Annotated in this window: 17 protein-coding genes; 8 read left to right on the top strand and 9 right to left on the bottom strand. The window is 73.5% G+C overall.

The window, feature by feature from the left end:
* Nucleotides 1-121: 121 nt before the first annotated feature.
* Nucleotides 122-1,726, bottom strand: coding sequence for an FAD-dependent monooxygenase (locus G3I42_RS36495; protein WP_164291937.1), 1,605 nt, complete (start codon nucleotides 1,724-1,726; stop codon nucleotides 122-124).
* Between the two features lie 79 nt (nucleotides 1,727-1,805).
* Here G3I42_RS36495 and G3I42_RS36490 point away from each other — a divergent pair, with 79 nt between their 5' ends.
* Entirely contained in the window at nucleotides 1,806-2,246 is a 441-nt protein-coding gene (locus tag G3I42_RS36490) for a MarR family winged helix-turn-helix transcriptional regulator (protein WP_164291936.1), read from the top strand.
* A gap of 194 nt (nucleotides 2,247-2,440) precedes the next feature.
* Here G3I42_RS36490 and G3I42_RS36485 read toward each other — a convergent pair whose 3' ends face one another.
* Nucleotides 2,441-3,040, bottom strand: coding sequence for a TetR family transcriptional regulator (locus tag G3I42_RS36485; RefSeq protein ID WP_164291935.1), 600 nt, complete (start codon nucleotides 3,038-3,040; stop codon nucleotides 2,441-2,443).
* Between the two features lie 94 nt (nucleotides 3,041-3,134).
* Nucleotides 3,135-4,040 (bottom strand): cyclase family protein, encoded by a 906-nt coding sequence (locus tag G3I42_RS36480; protein WP_164291934.1) that lies wholly within the window; start codon nucleotides 4,038-4,040, stop codon nucleotides 3,135-3,137.
* A 170-nt stretch (nucleotides 4,041-4,210) separates the two neighbouring features.
* Here G3I42_RS36480 and G3I42_RS36475 point away from each other — a divergent pair, with 170 nt between their 5' ends.
* The 3 genes from G3I42_RS36475 to G3I42_RS36465 all read left to right on the top strand — a co-directional run bounded on the left by G3I42_RS36475 (nucleotide 4,211) and on the right by G3I42_RS36465 (nucleotide 9,041).
* Nucleotides 4,211-4,798 (top strand): YdeI/OmpD-associated family protein, encoded by a 588-nt coding sequence (locus tag G3I42_RS36475; protein WP_164291933.1) that lies wholly within the window; start codon nucleotides 4,211-4,213, stop codon nucleotides 4,796-4,798.
* A 116-nt stretch (nucleotides 4,799-4,914) separates the two neighbouring features.
* Nucleotides 4,915-5,556: an RraA family protein gene (locus G3I42_RS36470; RefSeq protein ID WP_164291932.1), complete on the top strand. Its 642-nt coding sequence runs from the start codon at nucleotides 4,915-4,917 to the stop codon at nucleotides 5,554-5,556.
* A 209-nt stretch (nucleotides 5,557-5,765) separates the two neighbouring features.
* A complete protein-coding gene (locus G3I42_RS36465; RefSeq protein ID WP_164291931.1) occupies nucleotides 5,766-9,041 on the top strand; it encodes a tetratricopeptide repeat protein in 3,276 nt (1,091 codons plus the stop codon).
* A 73-nt stretch (nucleotides 9,042-9,114) separates the two neighbouring features.
* On the opposite strand, the gene G3I42_RS36460 is transcribed toward G3I42_RS36465, so the two are convergent.
* From G3I42_RS36460 to mca, 4 genes are all read right to left on the bottom strand, one after another.
* On the bottom strand, nucleotides 9,115-10,332 hold the full coding sequence (locus tag G3I42_RS36460; RefSeq protein WP_164291930.1) for an acyl-CoA dehydrogenase family protein: 1,218 nt from the start codon (nucleotides 10,330-10,332) through the stop codon (nucleotides 9,115-9,117).
* An 88-nt stretch (nucleotides 10,333-10,420) separates the two neighbouring features.
* Nucleotides 10,421-10,972: a nuclear transport factor 2 family protein gene (locus tag G3I42_RS36455; RefSeq protein WP_164291929.1), complete on the bottom strand. Its 552-nt coding sequence runs from the start codon at nucleotides 10,970-10,972 to the stop codon at nucleotides 10,421-10,423.
* Nucleotides 10,973-11,498: 526 nt separating this feature from the next.
* Nucleotides 11,499-11,723: a hypothetical protein gene (locus tag G3I42_RS36450; RefSeq protein ID WP_164291939.1), complete on the bottom strand. Its 225-nt coding sequence runs from the start codon at nucleotides 11,721-11,723 to the stop codon at nucleotides 11,499-11,501.
* 30 nt (nucleotides 11,724-11,753) lie between these two features.
* Nucleotides 11,754-12,635 carry a mycothiol conjugate amidase Mca gene (gene mca / locus G3I42_RS36445; protein WP_164291928.1) on the bottom strand — a complete coding sequence of 294 codons (882 nt, stop codon included), beginning with the start codon at nucleotides 12,633-12,635 and terminating at the stop codon, nucleotides 11,754-11,756.
* A gap of 201 nt (nucleotides 12,636-12,836) precedes the next feature.
* Between mca and G3I42_RS36440 the strand changes: the two genes are divergently transcribed.
* Complete coding sequence (locus G3I42_RS36440; RefSeq protein ID WP_164291927.1) at nucleotides 12,837-13,262, top strand: DUF4307 domain-containing protein; 426 nt, start codon at nucleotides 12,837-12,839, stop codon at nucleotides 13,260-13,262.
* A gap of 186 nt (nucleotides 13,263-13,448) precedes the next feature.
* Nucleotides 13,449-13,946 (top strand): transcription elongation factor GreA, encoded by a 498-nt coding sequence (greA, locus tag G3I42_RS36435; protein WP_164291926.1) that lies wholly within the window; start codon nucleotides 13,449-13,451, stop codon nucleotides 13,944-13,946.
* A 102-nt stretch (nucleotides 13,947-14,048) separates the two neighbouring features.
* Here greA and G3I42_RS36430 read toward each other — a convergent pair whose 3' ends face one another.
* Together G3I42_RS36430 and G3I42_RS36425 are read right to left on the bottom strand one after the other, a co-directional pair.
* Nucleotides 14,049-14,855: an ABC transporter permease gene (locus G3I42_RS36430; protein ID WP_164291925.1), complete on the bottom strand. Its 807-nt coding sequence runs from the start codon at nucleotides 14,853-14,855 to the stop codon at nucleotides 14,049-14,051.
* Complete coding sequence (locus tag G3I42_RS36425; protein WP_164291924.1) at nucleotides 14,852-15,910, bottom strand: ATP-binding cassette domain-containing protein; 1,059 nt, start codon at nucleotides 15,908-15,910, stop codon at nucleotides 14,852-14,854. Before G3I42_RS36425 ends, G3I42_RS36430 begins: the two co-directional genes overlap by 4 nt.
* 275 nt (nucleotides 15,911-16,185) lie before the next feature.
* On the opposite strand from G3I42_RS36425, the gene G3I42_RS36420 reads away from it, so the two are divergent.
* Both G3I42_RS36420 and G3I42_RS36415 read left to right on the top strand, forming a co-directional pair.
* Complete coding sequence (locus G3I42_RS36420) at nucleotides 16,186-16,722, top strand: MarR family transcriptional regulator (RefSeq protein WP_203607797.1); 537 nt, start codon at nucleotides 16,186-16,188, stop codon at nucleotides 16,720-16,722.
* Nucleotides 16,723-16,821: 99 nt separating this feature from the next.
* Nucleotides 16,822-17,376, top strand: a complete 555-nt coding sequence (locus G3I42_RS36415) for a sigma factor-like helix-turn-helix DNA-binding protein (RefSeq protein ID WP_164291923.1) — start codon at nucleotides 16,822-16,824, stop codon at nucleotides 17,374-17,376.
* Nucleotides 17,377-17,385 lie beyond the last annotated feature (9 nt).

Raw genomic sequence — 17,385 nt, 5'->3', positions numbered from 1 at the left:
CCGGCCGAGCCGCGTGGCGCCACGGACCCGGGGGCCGGTTCGCGAGGTCCTGTACGGACAGGCCCCGGGCCGTCCCCGGCTCCGCGACCGTGCGCCGGGTCGCAGCCGTTCCCGCCCGGCCTCAGTGCCGCTTCGGCGGCGTGGTGCGGAGGCCGGTCAGCCGGTCCAGGGCGGCCCGGGGGTCCGCGGTCCCGCTGCCGCGGGCGCTGAGGTAGCCGTCGGGCCGGACGAGGAGCCAGTCCCCCTCGGCCGCAGCGAGCGTGTCGCGGACCAGGCCGTCCGGGTCCCACACGCCGTCCTCGCCGTCGTCCGCGCGGCGGCGGCTGATCGTCACCGTCTCCACCCAGTCCGGCAGCGACGCGCTCGCCGCGGCGGCGTGCTCCTCCCCCGCCCCCTCGGCTTCGGCGAAGACGAGCAGGTGCCAGGCCGGGTTCCGCAGCCGCGCGCGCAGGAGCGTCCACCCGGGTGACTGGGCTTCGTCCGCCCAGAGTTGGGTGAGCCGCTCGCCGGGTCGCGGGCCCTCCCCCGGCTCGTCGTCCGGGACCGTCAGCGGGCTGTCGGGGTAGGCGATGGCCAGGCCGGACATGTTCCGGATCAGCTCGTACTGGAACGCGCGCATCGACTCGGCGGACTCGGGGGCCGCCCCGCCGGTCGTGTCGACCATGACGGTCCCCATGACCGCGCTCGTGGAGGCGAGCAGGGCCTGCCCGATGGGGACGCGTTCGGCGTCGTACGTGTCGAGCAGGGTGGCGTCCGCCTGACCGTGAACGACCATGGCCAGCTTCCACGCCAGGTTGTAGGCGTCCTGGACACCGGTGTTGAGGCCCTGCCCCGACGCCGGGGAGTGGACGTGGGCGGCGTCGCCCGAGACGAAGCACCGTCCCACGTGCATCGCGGGCACCGCGCGCTGCTGGATGGTGAACTTCGACGCCCAGGTGGGGTCCTCGACGACGGTGTCGCGCTCCAGCGCCTGCGAGAGCTTGGCGCCGAACTGCCGGGCGATCTGTCCGGGGTCCTCCGGCCGCCCTTCGCCCGTGGTGTCGAGCAGCCGCCACTTGCCCGGCTCGGGGAACGGGAACAGCATGAGCGCGCCGCCCGGCGGGAACAGCCAGTGCACGCCGTCGCGATCGACATCGGTGTGCACGACCGCGTCGGCGATCAGCCAGGTGTGGGCGGCCTCGCCCTTCAGCGGCAGCCCCAGCGCCTTGCGGACGGTCGAGTGCCCGCCGTCGCAGCCCCACAAATACCGGGCGCGTACGGTCTCGCGCGCCGCGTCCGGACCGTCGCCGCCGGACAGGACGGCCGTGACGCCGTCGTCGTCCTGCCGGAACGACTCCAGCCGCGTGTCCCACTCCACCGCGACCCCGGCCGAGGCGGCCGAGGCGCGCAGCACGCGTTCGATGATCACCTGGTCGACGTTGAACATGTACGGGAACCGGGTCGGCAGCCCGGCGAAGTCGAAGTCGAGCCGCTTCCCCTGCCCGCCCTGGTGCCGGACGAAGGTGTTGATCCTCGTGCCGTGCGGCGCGATCTCACCGACGAGCCCGAGCTGGTCGTAGATCTCCAGGCTCCGCGCGTGGGCGCCCAGTGCGCGGCTGGTCGTCGCCGGACCGGCCGCGGCGTCCACCAGCCGGACCGACACACCCGACTGTGCCAGCCGTGAGGCGGCCATCAGCCCGACCGGTCCGGCCCCCGCGACCAAGACGTCGACGTCATAGCCTGTCATGCAACCACGCTCCCAGTGTTAGCTTTGCTGACACTGGGACTGTAACTCCCGGAACTCCCGGGCGAGGAGAGGGTGGACCATGACGGCCGAATATCGCCCGGAGCCGTACCTGCCGCTGCCCCTGCTCCTGCAACGGGGCCAACGGTGGTTCTCCGACGAGCTCGTGGCACGCCTCGACGCCGCGGGCGGCGCCCCGACCACCCCGGCGCACACGACCGTGCTGGCGCACCTGAGCCACGACACGCCCCTGAGCATCGCCGAGCTGGCCCGCCGCTCCGGCGTCAGCCGCCAGACGATGCACCGCGCCGTCACGCAACTCGTCGAGGAAGGGCTTCTGACCAGCAAGCCGGGGCCGGGTTTCCCGCGCAGCACCCTCATCGGGCTGACCCCGGCGGGCGAGCGGCGTCGCGACCTCGCCCTGGGCATCCTCCGCGACCTGGAACGGGAACTCGGCGACCGGCTGGGCGCCGGGACGCTGGAGGACCTGCGCGAGACGCTGGCGCGGGCGTGGCAGCGGTGACGGGGGCGGAGCCGAAGCGGGGGCGGCACTGACGCGGGGGTGGCGGCGCTGACCTCGGGGGCGAAGCCGCGCTGACGCGGGCGGGGCGCGCCGGGAGGGCGCAACACACCACCGCTACCGGCCCGCCCGGACCGGGCCGTTCGCCGGGCACCCGTCACCCGTCACCCGTCACCCGTCACCCGCCGGGCACCCGCTCACCTGCCGCGCAGTCCCCTGACGACGAGGGCCGAGACCGCCTCGGCTGCTTCCCGGGTGCCGGGCCGGGTCCACTCGGCCGCGAGCAAGGGGTGGTGGAAGCGGGCGGTCGCGTCGAACACGGCCTGCGCCGTCGCGGCGGGGTCGGCGGACTCCCCGGCGGTGAACTCCCCCTGCGCGACGCCGTCCTCGATGATGCCGCGCAACTGGCCGAGCAGGTCGGCGAGGTGGTCGGCGACGGCCTCGTTGTGCTCGGCCGTCAGGATGCGGTACGTGGCGAAGAGCTGCGGGTCGTCGCCGGTACGGGCGCGCATCTCGGCGAAGAAGCACGAGAGCCAGACGCGCAGCCGCTCGGCGGGGAGGGTCCGGGTGTCCCGCGCCACGGGAGCCAGGGCGTCGGTGATGCGCCGGAGCCAGCGCCGGGTGACGGCCTCGCGCAGCGCGGCCTTGGAGCTGAACCGCCGGTAGACGCTGGCGTGGCTCACACCGAGCACCTGCGCCACGTCCAGGACCGTGGCCTTCGCCGGGCCGTGGCGGCGCAGCACCTCCTCGGTGGCCGACAGGATCGTCTCGGCGTCCAGGGGCGTGGGCTGCGTCATGGGCGTTCTCCGTTCCGGGGGCGGCCGGCCGCGGCCCGGCACCGCGGGCGCCCCCACCGCAAGAGCGTCGCACGCCGACGGGCCGCCGCCCTTCTCAGAAGATGGCGAGCGGATTGACCGGCACCCCGGTCATCCCGTTGACGCGCGGCGGCGCCAGCGTCAGCAGGAAGACGTAACGGCCCAGTTCCGCGCACACGGCGGCCAGTTCGTCGACCTCCGCCGCGTCGACGAGGGGCATGCCGGTCAGGGCCAGCCCCACCTGGTGCAGCGGCAGCGGGTGGCGGGGGTCGAGCGGCGGGTACGCGTCGCCCGCGTCGCCCGCGTAGAGGGACACACCGCGCCGGTGCATCCAGCGCACGGCGTCGAGGCTGATACCGGGGGTCGGCCGCCGCTCGGGGTCGGGGCCCGGCGCCCACCCCAGCCGCACCACCAGCGCGTCACCGGACTCCAGGCGGACCCCCTGGCGCTCCTCGGCCGCCTCGAAGTCCGCGCCGGTCACCGCGTGACCGGGCGGGAGCGAACCCCCGGCGGCGAGGTCGAGCAGGACCCCGCGGGTGGCGATGCCCGCGCCGAACACCGTGGTGGAGCCGTGCCGCACACCGGCCGGCGTCACGGACTCCTGCCGGGAGCGACCGGGATAGACCCGTCCCTCGTGGGCCATGTGCGCCACGGCGTCGAGGTGTGTGGAGCGGGGGTGGTGGTTGGTGACCGTCATGACGTCCGCCGCGGCCTCGACGTGGCCGCCGGTGTCCATCATGACCAGGGTCACGGCGGAGGCCGCCTGCGTGACCGGGGCGAAGGGCCCGGCGACCACCGGCGTGGGCTCCACCGGCCGCGCCAGCGACACCGTCCGGCCGGTCCGCGCCTCGGCGGCGCCCCGCGCCCGTACCTCCTCGGTGATCAGGTTGAGGGTGCCGAGCTGGTCGTCTTCGCCCCACCGCCCCCAGTTCGTCGGCAGTTCCGCTTCCGTCCCGGCCTCGTGCGCTCGCTGCGTGTCCATGGGGCGACCGTACAAAAATGCCGTACAGAGTTCAAAAAATGTACGCCCACCTCCGTGCGTGAGGCCGACCGAGGGTGCGGTTCCAGCCATCCGGTGCGGAGGGCAAGGCGGTGACGGGCGATCAGGGGCACGGCATTGACCGCGTCCGGCGGGTGGCCTTGGATACCGGCATGGCCGAACCATCGAGCGCGCAGGACCCCGTTCTCGGCTTCGCCACGCAGGCGGACTGGGAGGAGTGGCTGGAGCGGAACCACGCCGTGGCCGCGGGGCTGTGGCTGCGCATCCCGAAGAAGGACTCCGGGCTGACCGGCGTCGACTACGCCACGGCGCTGGAGTCGGCGCTCTGCTACGGCTGGATCGACGGGCACAAGAAGAAGCTGGACGAACGGCACTGGTTGCAGCGCTTCAGCCCGCGGCGGCCCACGAGCAAGTGGTCCCAGGTGAACCGGGAGAAGGCGACCCGTCTCATCGCGGAGGGACGGATGCGGGCGCCGGGGCTGGCGGAGGTCGAGCGGGCCAAGGCGGACGGCCGCTGGGACGCGGCGTACGCGAGCCCGAGCAAGGCCGTCGTGCCCGACGACCTGCGGGCCGCGCTGGACGCCGTCCCCGCCGCCGCGGAGTTCTTCGGCACGCTCGACAGCGGCAACCGCTTCGCGATCCTCTACCGCGTCCAGGACGCCAAGCGGCCGCAGACCCGCGCGGCCCGGATCGAGAAGTTCGTCGCGATGCTCGCCGAGGGCAGGAAGCCCCACCCCTGAGCCGGGACCACGCACGGCGGACTCCCGCCGGGCCCGCACTCCGGCGAACGTCACAGGTGGGCCCGCCCGCGCCGGTGGCATGATCCGTGGTGAATGCATCGAGAGGGAGAGCGCGCATGAGTGACGTCGTCGGTTCCGGGGAGTTCGCGGAGTTCGGGGAGGTGCCGTCGACCACGCTGGCCGAGGTGCTGGGCGGGGCGCAGGTCATGGACCTGGGGATACGGCCGCTGTGGGGGCCCGGGCCGCGGCTGGCGGGGCCCGCGTACACCGTGCGGTGCGTGCCCGGGGACAACCTCATGCTGCACGCGGCGATCTACCGGGCGGCGCCCGGCTCGGTCGTCGTCGTGGAGTCCGGGGACCTGCAGTACGCGCTCGCGGGCGGCAACGTGTGCGCCGTGGCGCAGCGGCGCGGGATCGCCGGGTTCGTCGTGGACGGCGTGATCCGCGACCTCGGCGAGGTGCGCGAGGCCGGATTCCCCGTGTACGCACGGGGAATCGTGCCGGTGCCGGGGACGAAGAAGGGGCTCGGCTCGCTCGGCGAGGAGGTGCGCTGCGGGGGCGTGGGCGTACGGGCGGGGGACATCGTCGTCGCGGACGAGGAAGGCGTCGTCGTGACCCCGGCCGCGCGGGCCGCGGAGGTGCTGCGCATGGCACGGGAGCGGCTGGCCAAGGAGGAGACGCAGTCGCTCGACGACTGGGAGGCGCAGCACCGCGCGAAGGTCGAGGAGGCCCTGAAGGCCGTGGGGTACACGGACTGACGGTGGGGGCGGTCCCGCGCGACCGCCCGTACCCGTACGGCCCGTGCACCGTTGACCCGCACTGCCCGTACGGCCCGTACCGCCCCAAAGTCCCCTCTCCGTCCCCGGGGAAGTGCGAACGCCCCTGGTTCCGGGAACCGTTCTCGCATCTGTGTGCGACGACCGTGGTAGAGGTCCCGGGGAGACGCGGGGGACGGGAAGGGGCTGGCATGGCGCGGGAGCTGGCGGGGAGAGTGGGGCTGCGGGCCGAGCATCGGGGCGAGGCGGAGCGGCTGTTGACGCGTTCCGTGGACGAGGAGGTGCGGCGCGGCGGCGGGAAGCTCGACGCGGGCGTGCTGCTCGCCCGGGCGCTGTCGGCCATGGACGAGTGGACGGCGCCCGCTGCGGAGGAGTATGCGGCGTACACGGCCGCGCTCGACGAGGCGGCGGTGGGCGCGGTCAGCATGTCAACGGCCTTCTCGCCGCGCGCCCTTGGCGGCCCGCTGCTCGTCACGGCGACGGCGACGGCCGCCGCGTTCGTCGCGGACGTCGTGCTGGGCACGGGGGTCGGGCCCGCGGTCGGTGCCGGGGCCACGGTCGCGGTGGCGGGCGCCGCGACGACCTTCGTGAAGGCGACGGCGGGGTACTGGCCCGCCGCGCACCACCGGGCCGGGGCCCTGGGCCAGCCCGGCGGCCTCGAACAGGCCCGCTTGCAGTGGCTCACGGCCCTGGAGGTGCGGGGCATCCGCCCGTACCTCGACCAACAGCGCCTGCTCGCGAGGAGCGTGGCGACTCGCCCGGGTGGCGGGAGTACGGGGCGGCGCTCCGGGCTCGTGCGGACGACGGATCGCGGGGCGGCGGCGCGGCGGCGCTCCGTGCTGGAGCGGTCCTTCGCCCATCTTCCGGAGACGGGCGGGGTGTTCGCGGGGCGGCGGGCCGAACTGGCGGAGATCGCGCGGCTCGTGCGCGCCGCGCGCGCGGCGACGCGGACGCGGCCGGTCGTCGTGGTGCTGCACGGGGAACCGGGTGCGGGCCGCACCACGCTCGCGGTCCGAGCCGCGCACGCGCTGCGGGACCAGTTCAAGGGCGCGTGCGTCGTGGACCTGCGCGGCGGCAGCCCGGACACCCCGCCGCTCACGACCCGCGACGCCCTCATGCACCTGCTCAACCGCCTCGGCGCCCCGCGCGAGCAACTCCTCTTCCGCGACCGCAGCTCCCCGGAACAACAGGTACGGAAACTCACGGAGTTGTACCGCAAGCACCTGCACGGGCTGCCGGTCACGGTGATCCTGGACGACGCCTCCGACGCGGCGCAGGTACGCGCGCTGCTGCCCGAGCACTCCGACAGCCTCGTCCTGGTGACGGCGCGCGGCCCGCTGGACCTGGTGGACGAGCACGCCGACTCCGAGACGGACGAGGGCACTTGGGTGCACCAGTTCCCCGTGGGGGCGCTCGGAGCGGCGGAGGCGGAGGAGGTCGTACGAGCGAGCGCGGGACCGCTGACCGGCCCGTACGACGCCGAAGCCATGGACGAGATCGGTGAGTGGTGCGGCGGGCTGCCGCTCGCGCTGCGGCTCGCGGGCTCGGCGCTCGCGGCACGCGGCCCGCGCGGGCTCGTCACGGACCTCGCCGCCCGCGGCCCCGTCGCACCCGTCGAGCGGGCGCTGTGGCTGCGGTACACGGACCTCCCGCCCGAGGAACAGCGGCTGTTGCGCCGGCTCGCCCTCGCGGGCCGGGCCTCGCTCGGCGCGGGCGCGGCGGCGGCGCTCCTCGACGTGCCGGAACGGACCGCGACACGGCTGCTCGGCGAGCTGGCGGCGGCGGGGCTCGTCGACCACGTACGCGGGGACAGGTACCGACTCCACGACGTGGTAAGGGCGTTCGCGCGCACACGGCTCGCGGACGAGGAGGAGGCGGCGGAGCGGACGGCCGCGCTGGAGCGGCTGATCGTCGAGTACGGCGAGCTGGCGGACGCGGTGATCCGGCTCGTGGACGGCAAGACCTCGTCGCGGGTCGGCGCGCCGGGACCGCACGGATTCACCTCGCTGGATGCGGCGTTGAGATGGCTCGACGAGGAATCCAGCTTCATCACGGCGGCGTTGCGCCAGGCGGAGGGGGTGGACCAGCGGGCGGTGCTCGATCTGCTCGGGGCGCTGTGCGACTACTGCCTGCTGCGCGGGGACCTCTACCGACTCGGTGAGATCAGCGAGTTGACGGAGGCCGTGGACAAGGGGCTGCTCGGGCGGTCGGTGCAGTGGCGCAAGGGCATCGCGGCGCGGCAGCTCGGCGAGCTGGACACGGCCCGTACGACGCTCGCCTCCGTCGTCGACCTCTACCGCGAGGCGCGGAACGAGCCCGGCACGGCGCGCGCGCTCGGCTCGCTCGGCATCACCCTGCACCACCAGGGGCGGTTGCCCGAGGCGGCCGAGAAGCTGCGCGAGGCGGTGGCCCTCCAGAGCGGCCCCGCGCTCGGCGGCGACCGCGGCTGGACCCTGCACGCGCTCGCCGCCGTACAGCGCGACCGCGGGTACCCGGGCGAGGCGCTGACGCTGCTCCGCGAATCGATCGACCTGCACCGCGAGAACGAGTCGGTGCACGGACTGGCCTGGGCGCACTACCAGTTGGGGCAGGTGTGGCTGCGGCTCGACGAAGCCGGGCGCGCCTCGGACGCGCTCCAGGAGGCGCTGGAGCTGTACGGGCGCACGCGCGACGGCCGCGGCGAGGCATGGGCGCTGACCCAGCTCGCGCGCGGTGAACTCGTCGCCGGGGACTCGGCGGCGGCCGTCGAAGGGCTGCGCGCCGCGCTGAGCCGGCACCGCGAGAACGAGGACGCGCGCGGCGAGGCGTGGACGCGGTACTACCTGGGGCAGGCGCTCGACGCGGAGGGCGTCGGCGACCCGGCGCTGCGCGAGCTGGAACGCGCCCGCACGATGTTCTCGCGGATGCGGGACGTGTACGGGCTCGCCTGCTCCCGGCACCACTCGGCGCGCCTCACGCGCGACCACCGCGCCGCCCGCACGGGCTCGCTGCGCAACAGCGGCTTCGCGCGCCAGCTCCTCGTGGACGCGCGCGCGGACTTCCGGCGCATGGCGCTCGCGCACGGCGAGGCGTGGACGTGCCTGGAACTCGCGATCGTCGACGCGGGGAACGCGCGGCTCGCGCAGGCGGTCGAGCTGACCGAGGAGGCGGACCGGCTCTTCGGCTCGTACGGGGACCGCAGGGGCGAGGACTGGGCGCGCTTCCTGCACGCCTCGTTGCTCCCGTACGCCTCGGCGGGCGGCTTCGAGGTGGGCGCGGTGGTGGCCGAGGAGGAGCTGACCGCGCTCGCGGCGGCGGCCCACCCGGCGCGCGACGAGGCGCTCGGCGGCTACGTGGAGGGCTATCGGCTCCTGCTCGGCCGGGGCGCGGTGCCCGAGGACGGCTGGCAGGGCTGGCGCCTCGGCATGATCCCGGGCCGACACGCGCGGGAGGTCATGGGGGTGGAGGCGTCGCGGGCGGGGTGGTGAGCGGGGCCCGCGTCCACGCGCCCGGGGCCGCCCCCGCCCGAGGGGCCCCCTCCCGGGGCGGCCCCTTCCCCCGTCACGCCCGCTGTTCCAGCACCCCCGCCGAGGACTCGGCCTCGACCCCGCACAGCGCCCGCCCGATGTTCTCCGTCCAGGTGTCGATGCCGTGTGCGGCGTGCAGGCTGCCCGCGCGGCAGTTGCGCGCGATGAGCTGGAGCGGCTGCCGCTTGGCGATCGCGGAGGCGCCCGAGGCCGCGAAAAGCGTCTCCACGGCGGCAGCGCACGCGTCCCAGATGCAGGCGACGTCGGCGTGGAGCTGGAGCGTCTCGTGGGCGGAGGGGTCCTTCTCCTCGGCCTCGCACCGGTCCAGGAACGCCACCGCCGCGTCGGCGACCGCGCCGGCCGCCCTGATCCGGGTATGGGCGCGCCCCACGGTGAGGTGCGTGACCGGGGCACCTGCCTGCTTCGTGTACGGGGAGTACGGGATGCCCCGCTTGCCGATCGCCCCGAGGAACACCTCCATCGCGTGGTCGGCCATCCCGAGCGCGACGCCCGCACCCGTGACCAGCGAGCGGGCGAGGCCCCCGCGGGGCGGTCCCTCGCCCCGCCCACCGAGTTCGGCGACGCGCTCGGCGAGCCGCTCAGGGGTGCTGAACCGCTCGTCGGGCACGAAGAGTTCGCCGTCCGTCGCCATGGTCTGGCTGCCGGTGGCGGCCATCCCCATCGCGTCCCAGTCGTCCAGCGCGACGAGCGATTCCTTGGGGACGAGCACCATGCCGAGCGCGCTGTCGTCGCTCTCGTCGCAGAAGACGGCGAGGTAACCGTGCGAGGCGTGGACGCTGCCGGTGGAGAAGGGCCACGCGCCCCGGATCATCCAGCCGCCCTCGACCCGCCGCGCGGTCCCGGCCATGCGCCGGCTGGTGCCGCCCACGGCGAACGTGCGGTTCCCGGTCCAGGGCGCCTCGTACACCGGCGCCACCACCGCGTCGTCGAAGGCGCAGCTCCACAGGTTCCCGCCCTGGGCGGCCCACACCATCCAGGCCGAGGCGCCGCAGCCGGAGCCGAGCGCGCGGAAGACGTCGTACTGCTCCCGTGTGGTGAAGTCCGCTCCGCCGAACCGTTTCGGGCTCGTGAGGCCGAACACCCCGGCCGCGTCGAGACGTTCGACGCTCTCGTGCGGTATCCGCCGCTGCCGCTCGGCGTCGGCCTGCCGCTCACGCAGCCAGGGCCGCAGCTCCACGAGCCGGTCGATGATCTCCTGGGCCTTCGGCTGTCGTTCCGTTTCCCTTGCCACTGTCGCGTCCCTCGCCATGGGTGATCTTTCCGGATGGTGCGCACGCCCCCTCGTCCCCCGCGCGGGCCTCGTCCCGTACGCGCGGGGCTCAGCCGGGCCAGTCGACCGCCGCGAGCGGCGTGCCGCGGAAACCGGCGACCGGAACGAGGCTCGGGTCGCTGCCGTCCCGCATGCTCACCGAGGCGTCGGGGTGGTCGTCGAACCAGCCGTCGGCCGGGTACTTGTACATCCAGTCGACGAGGAGCCGCCTGCGGGCGATCAGCCACCGCCCGTCACGCCGCTCGAAGCGGTCCAGGTAACGGCCCCAGAGCCGGACGTAGTCGCCCTTCCAGTGGTGCCGCTCGGAGCCCTGGTGATCGGCGTTGAGGTACGTCTCGACATGGGCGACGTCGGGGCCGTCGAACTCGATCAGGCTGTTGGCGAGCACGTGCATGGTGCGGACGAAACGCGGCATCTCGTCGCCGAGGAACGCGACGAACCCGTCGACGGACCCGGCGTGCAGGCTCTCGGGAAACCGTACGTAGGCGTCGGGGTGGAAGACGCCGCGCACGAGGTCCATGTCCACCCGGTCGAGACCTCGGCAGTAGCGCAGGAGCACGTCGTGGATCTCCGCGCGGGCGCTCAGCTCTTCGAGATTCATCGGTCCCACCTCTCTGTGAAGACAACGCGGCTCATCATGGGGAGCCACCCCCAGACTGTCAACACTTTGAGCAGGAACGGGGCACAGAAGACGGACGGGGAGGGGATGAGAAGGGAAGTAGCCTGCGACTTCCGCGTGACCCTCGCGAGGAATGTTGACACTTAATGCGGCGGCTTCTACGGTGCCGCGCGAGGAGGAGCGGAATCGCGCGCGAGGGCGCGCCGCGGCACGAACGGGAAGTGCGCGAGGGCGCGGGGCGTCTCGCGGAGGGGGTACGCGTACGGGCTCGCGTGCGCCCGGTGTCACAGGAGGCGCCTCAGGCGCGGTACGCGGGGCGGCGGGGTGCGCCCGGGCGGTGGGATACGCGGGGCGGCAGGGGTACGCGCGAATGCGGCGCGGCTACGCGTGGGGGCGGCGCGGTACGCCGACGGGGCGCGGCGCCCGGGCCCGTACCGCCCGTACCGCCGCGCCCCGCCGCGCGGACGAGGTCCGCCCGGCCGTACCGGGACGGGGCCCGGTGGGTCGCTCAGCCCCGGCGGGCGGAGCCCGCCTCCGCCTTCGGGGACGCGGGGCTCTCCTCGGGGGTGCCCGCCTCCTCCGGCTCCTTGAAGTCGACCTTCCGCATGTGCTTGTTCATGGACTTCATCAGGGCCCAGACGCCCACCGCCATGACCGCGAAGACGACGAAGCCGAGGAGACCGGGGGTCACCTTGTCGGCGTCGACTTCGGCGAGAGGGACGAAGTGGATCATGGCCTGGCCTGCGCTCGCGCTTCCGCTCATTCAGCCATTGTCACGGATGCCCGCAAAGAGGTCGTCCTCGGGGAGGGACGTTTCGACCAAAGACTTCGCGAGCTCGAAGTCCTCGGTCGGCCAGACCTCCTTCTGGATCTCCATCGGGATGCGGAACCAGCCGCCGTCCGGGTCGATCTGCGTGGCGTGCGCGATGAGCGCCTTGTCGCGGATCTCGAAGTAGTCGGCGGCCGGGACGTGCGTGGTGAGCGTGCGCTCCTTGTGACCCGACTCCTCCCACCGCTTGAGCCAGTCGCCGTACGGGGACTCCAGGCCGCGCGCGAGGAGCGCCTCGTGCAGGGCCTCGGTGCGCTGCCGGTTGAAGCCCTGGTTGTAGTAGAGCTTCGCGGGCTGGAAGACCGGGCCGAACTCGGCCTCCGGGTAGCGCTCGGCATCTGCGGCGCCCTCGAAGGCCACCATGCTGATCTTGTGGGTCATGATGTGGTCGGGGTGCGGGTAGCCGCCGTTCTCGTCGTAGGTCGTGATGACCTGCGGACGGAAGGAACGGATCTCGCGCACGAGCCGCCCGGCCGCCTCCTCGACGTCCACGAGCCCGAAGCAGCCCTCCGGGAGCGGCGGCAGCGGGTCGCCCTCGGGGAGGCCGGAGTCGACGTAGCCGAGCCAGGTCTGCCGGATGCCGAGGATCTCGCGGGCCTCGTCCATCTCCTTCCTGCGGACCTCGTGGATGTTCTCCTCGATGTAGGGGTCACCCTGGAGCTTCGGGTTGAGGATGGACCCGCGCTCGCCCCCGGTGCAGGTGACGACCAGCACGTCCACCCCCTCCGCGACGTACTTCGCCATGGTGGCGGCGCCCTTGCTGGACTCGTCGTCGGGGTGGGCGTGCACGGCCATCAGGCGCAGCTTCTCAGTCAAGGCTCGTTCCTCAAGGTATTCGTCGCGACGACCGCGATCCTGCCGTTGATCCCGCCGCGCGCGGCCTGGGGGCGGGGTCCGGCCGGCCGGGCAGGGGCTTCTATAGTGACGGAACCGGCAAGCGGAAAATTCCGGCTTCCGCGCATCGGGAACACGCCGCGTGAGGCGGCGCGCGCCGGTGGGCCGGACGAAGGGACGATCATGACGGCGACCGCACCCGGCACGGCCGGCACCGACGCCGAGGCCGCCCGCGCGTTCGCGAGCCGCTACGGGCGCGACAAGCGCTCGGACAAGCAGCTCAAGACCGCCGGAGCCGTGCTCGGCGTCCTCCTCCTCGTGCTCGTGGGCTGGCTCGGCTGGAGCTACATCGCCGGGCAGAAGCTGAGCGCCCAGGTCATCTCCTTCGACGTCGTCTCGGACCACGAGGTGCAGGTCCACCTCGAAGTGCGCAAGGACGAGGGCGCCAAGGGCTCCTGCACGATGCGTTCGCAGGCCGCGGACGGCGCCGAGGTCGGTCGCGCCGACTTCCGCTTCGAGCAGTCCGCCAAGCGTGTCGACAAGGTCGTCACCTTCCGCACCACCTCGCGCGGCACGACCGCCGAGCTGGTCGGCTGCCACAGCGACTAGGCCGCGGGACACGGCGGAGCACGACGGCCCGCGGGCGGACGCCGCTCCCCGGGCGCGACAAGTCCCCCAGGAATGTCCTCCCGCTCTGGCGTCTGAATTGTTAGGCTCGTGGTTTCGCCCGTCCGTGAAGGAACATCCTTCTGGTAGGGCGTTGATTTGTATTCCCAGTACCTACGAGGAGCACCTGTGACCCAGACGAGCGAAAACGTCACCTGGCTGACCCAGGAGGCGTACAACCGGCTCAAGGAGGAGCTGGAGTACCTGTCTGGTCCGGCGCGCACCGAGATCGCGAAGAAGATCGAGGAAGCGCGTGAGGAGGGCGACCTGCGCGAGAACGGCGGGTACCACGCGGCCAAGGAGGAGCAGGGCAAGCAGGAGCTGCGCGTCCGCCAGCTCACGCAGCTGCTCCAGCACGCCAAGGTCGGGGAGGCCCCCGCCGACGACGGCGTCGTGGAGCCGGGCATGGTCGTCACGATCGCCTTCGACGGCGACGAGGACGACACCCTCACCTTCCTCATGGCCTCGCGCGAGTACGCCAGCTCCGACATCGAGACGTACTCCCCGCAGTCGCCCCTCGGCACCGGCGTCAACGGCAAGAAGGTCGGCGACACCGCCGAGTACGAGCTGCCCAACGGCAAGAAGGCGTCGGTGAAGATCCTCGACGCCAAGCCGTACAAGGGCTGACGCCTTCCCCCGCGCCGCACAGGGGCTCACGCCCCCACCCGCGCACAGGGCCCGCCCCGCCGCCGCACGGACGGCGCGGGGCGGGCCTTCGTCGTGGTGCCCTCAGCCGTCGGCCCGGTGGAACTTCCGCACCGCCAGGGTGCGGAAGACCACGACGATGAGCGCCGAGTAGAGCAGTGAGGCCCACACCGGCTGCTGCATCGGCCACGCGGACGAGGGCGAGACCCCCGGGTCGCCGAAGAGCTGGCGGCACGCCTGGACCGTCGCGCTGAACGGGTTCCAGTCGGCGATGTGGCGCAGCCACGGGGTCATCTGGCGCGAGTCGACGAAGGCGTTCGAGATGAAAGTGACCGGGAAGAGCCAGATGATGCCGCCGGACGTCGCCGCCTCCGGGGTCCGTACCGACAGGCCGATGAGCGCCCCGATCCACGTGAAGGCGTAGCCGAAGAAGAGCAGCAGCCCGAAACCGGCGAGGATCTTGCCGATGTTCGTCGGCTCGGCCGAACCGGGCCGCCATCCCACCGCGAGGCCCACCGCCGCGAGCACGGCGAGGGTCACCGCCGTCTGCACGAGGTCCGCGACCGTCCGTCCCGTGAGCACCGAGCCCCGCGTCATCGGCAGCGACCGGAAACGGTCGACGATGCCCTTCTGCATGTCGTCCGCGATACCGGCCGCCGAGCCCGCCGTGGCGAAGGTGACGGTCTGCGCGAAGATGCCCGCCATCAGGAAGTTCTTGTACACCTCCTGGCTCGTGGTGGGACCGATCTTGATCGAGCCGCCGAAGACGTACGTGAACAGGATCACGAACATCACCGGCTGGATGATGTTGAACAGCACCACTTCCGGGATGCGGGTCATCCTGATCAGGTTCCGCCGGGCGATGACGAGCGAGTCGGACACAGCACTCATGCGGTCTGCTCCTTGCCGTTCGCGCCACCTTCGCCTGCCCCCGCGTCCCCGCCCGCATCGTTCCCGCCCGCATCGTCCCCGTCCCCCTCCACCGCGTCCCCCTCCGCCACGTGCCCCGTCAGGCTGATGAAGACGTCGTCGAGGGTCGGGCGGCGCAGGCCGATGTCGTCGATCGCGATGTCCCGTGTGTCGAGTTCGCGGATCACCTCGACGAGCAGCCCGGCCCCGCCCCGTACCGGCACCGTGAGCCCGCGCGTGTGCGCCTCGCGGGTCACCGCGTCCTCGCCCGCCTCCGGGACGGCGACGCGCGAGAGGACCTCGGCCGCCTCCTCCATGCGCGCGGGGTCGTGCACCACGAGTTCCACGCGCTCCCCGCCGATCTGCGCCTTCAGCTCGTCGGATGTGCCGCGCGCGATCACGCGCCCGTGGTCGATGACGCAGATGTCGTGCGCGAGGTGGTCGGCCTCCTCCAGGTACTGCGTCGTGAGCAGCATCGTCGTGCCGCCCGCGACGAGGTCCTGGATGACGTCCCACAGCTCCTGCCGGTTGGTCGGGTCGAGCCCGGTCGTCGGCTCGTCCATGAACATGACGGGCGGTTTGACGACGAGCGCGGCGGCGAGGTCGAGGCGGCGGCGCATCCCGCCGCTGTAGGTCTTGGCGGTGCGGTCGGCCGCCCCGGCCAGGTGGAACTGTTCGAGGAGTTCGGCGGCCCGCGCCTTCGCCGGTCCCGCCCTGAGCTGGTAGAGCCTGCCGACCATCTCCAGGTTCTCGCGCCCCGTCAGGTACTCGTCCACGGCGGCGAACTGCCCGGAGAGCCCGATCACGCGGCGCACGTCGTGCGGCCGCTCGACGACGTCGAAGCCCGCGACGGTGGCCGTGCCCGCGTCGGGGCGCAGGAGCGTCGTCAGGCACTGCACCGCGGTGGTCTTCCCGGCTCCGTTCGGGCCGAGCAGGCCGAGTACAGTCCCCTCGGGCACGTCGAGATCGACGCCGTCGAGCGCCTTCACCGAGCCGAAGGTCTTCACGAGCCCTTCGGCGTGCACGACTCCGCTCACACGCTCCCCCGTCCGCTCCCTGCCGTCTCGGCCCAGCATCACCGGGCCGGCGCGGGCGCGCACGGCGGGTGCGGCGAACGGGGGCCGGGACAGCGCCGGTGCGGTCCGGCAGCAGTAGGTGGCATATGCACCAATTTGCCCGGCGGAGACACCGGATCAAGGTCCCATAAGCAAAAAATGACCTCTCTTTGGTTTACGCACCCCAGGTCACTGTGGAGGCGGAGCCGCGTACGCTGTCCCCCAACCAGCCACCAAGCGTGAAGTGAGCCCCGGCCATGCCCACATCTCCGGACATGACGACCGCGAGCGAATCCGGTCTGCTCGAAACCCTCCAGCACTCCGTCGCGGTCTTCGCGCGGCGTGCCGAACAGACCCGCCTCGGCGGGGTGGGGCAGGTGCGGAACTCGATGGACCGCGCCGCGTACCTCCTGCTCAACCGGCTCGACTCCGAAGGCCCGATGGGCGTCAAGGCGCTCGCCGCGAGCATGGGCATCGACTCCTCGACGGTGACCCGCCAGGTCGCCCCGCTCGTCGACACGGGCCTCGTCAAGCGCACCTCGCACCCCGAGGACGGCCGCGCGGTCGTGCTGCGGCTCTCGCCGCGCGGCGAGGCACGGCTCGCGGAGGTACGGGCCTCGCGGCGCGAGCTGATGGCGGAGCTGACCGCGGACTGGACCGCCGAGGACCGTGAGGCGTTCACCGAACTCCTCGGCCGCTTCAACACCGCGCTCCTGCGCCGCCAGGCGGGACAGCACGGAGCCGCGCCCCGCGAGGTGCCGGCAGCGGAGGGGGCGGCCCCCGAGGGGGCCTGAGACGCGGGCGCGCGAAACCGCCGTACGGACCCCGCCCACCCCTTGACCCCCGTCCCGCGTCTGGCCTGTGATGGACCGGACCGGGCGAAGGGGGAACGGGTGGCCTCGGCGGGACGGCGGGCGGCACGGGCCGGGCGGCCGGACGGAGCGCGCGATTTCGCGGCGTACGTCGGCGGGGCCGCGCCCAGGCTGCTGCGCACCGCCGCCCTCCTGACGGGCGAGGCGGGCCAGACCGCAGACGGCGCGGCCGGTACGGAGCCCACCGCGCCGCCCGCGGGCACGGAGCCCACCGGTACGCGGCCCCCCGCGTCGGAGCCCACCGCCCCGCTCGCCCTCGCCCTCCTGCGCCGCGCCCTCGCCCGTACCTACGCCGTCTGGGACCGCCTGGAGCACACCGACCCCTACGACCACACCCGCGCCGAACTCCTCGCGCTCTTCCTCCGCTCCTCCTGGTACCGGCGGCGGCGCGGTCGCGGTCCGCTGGCCGCGCTCCCCACGCGGGTGCGGCTGGTGCTCGTGCTGCGGCTGTACGAGGGGGTCGCCGAGGAGCAGGTGGCCGCGCTGCTCGGGCTCTCCGTGGAGCGGGTGCGGCTGCTGTGCGCGCGAGGCGTGCACCTCGTCCTGCGTCCGCCCGCCCCCGGGGCGGCGCCGTGAGTCTCGCGG

The organism is Streptomyces sp. SID11385, assembly GCF_010548245.1.
Classification (GTDB): Bacteria; Actinomycetota; Actinomycetes; order Streptomycetales; family Streptomycetaceae; genus Streptomyces.
The sequence above is the reverse complement of the archived record's forward strand: the minus strand, read 5'-3'. Positions and strand labels throughout refer to the sequence as shown.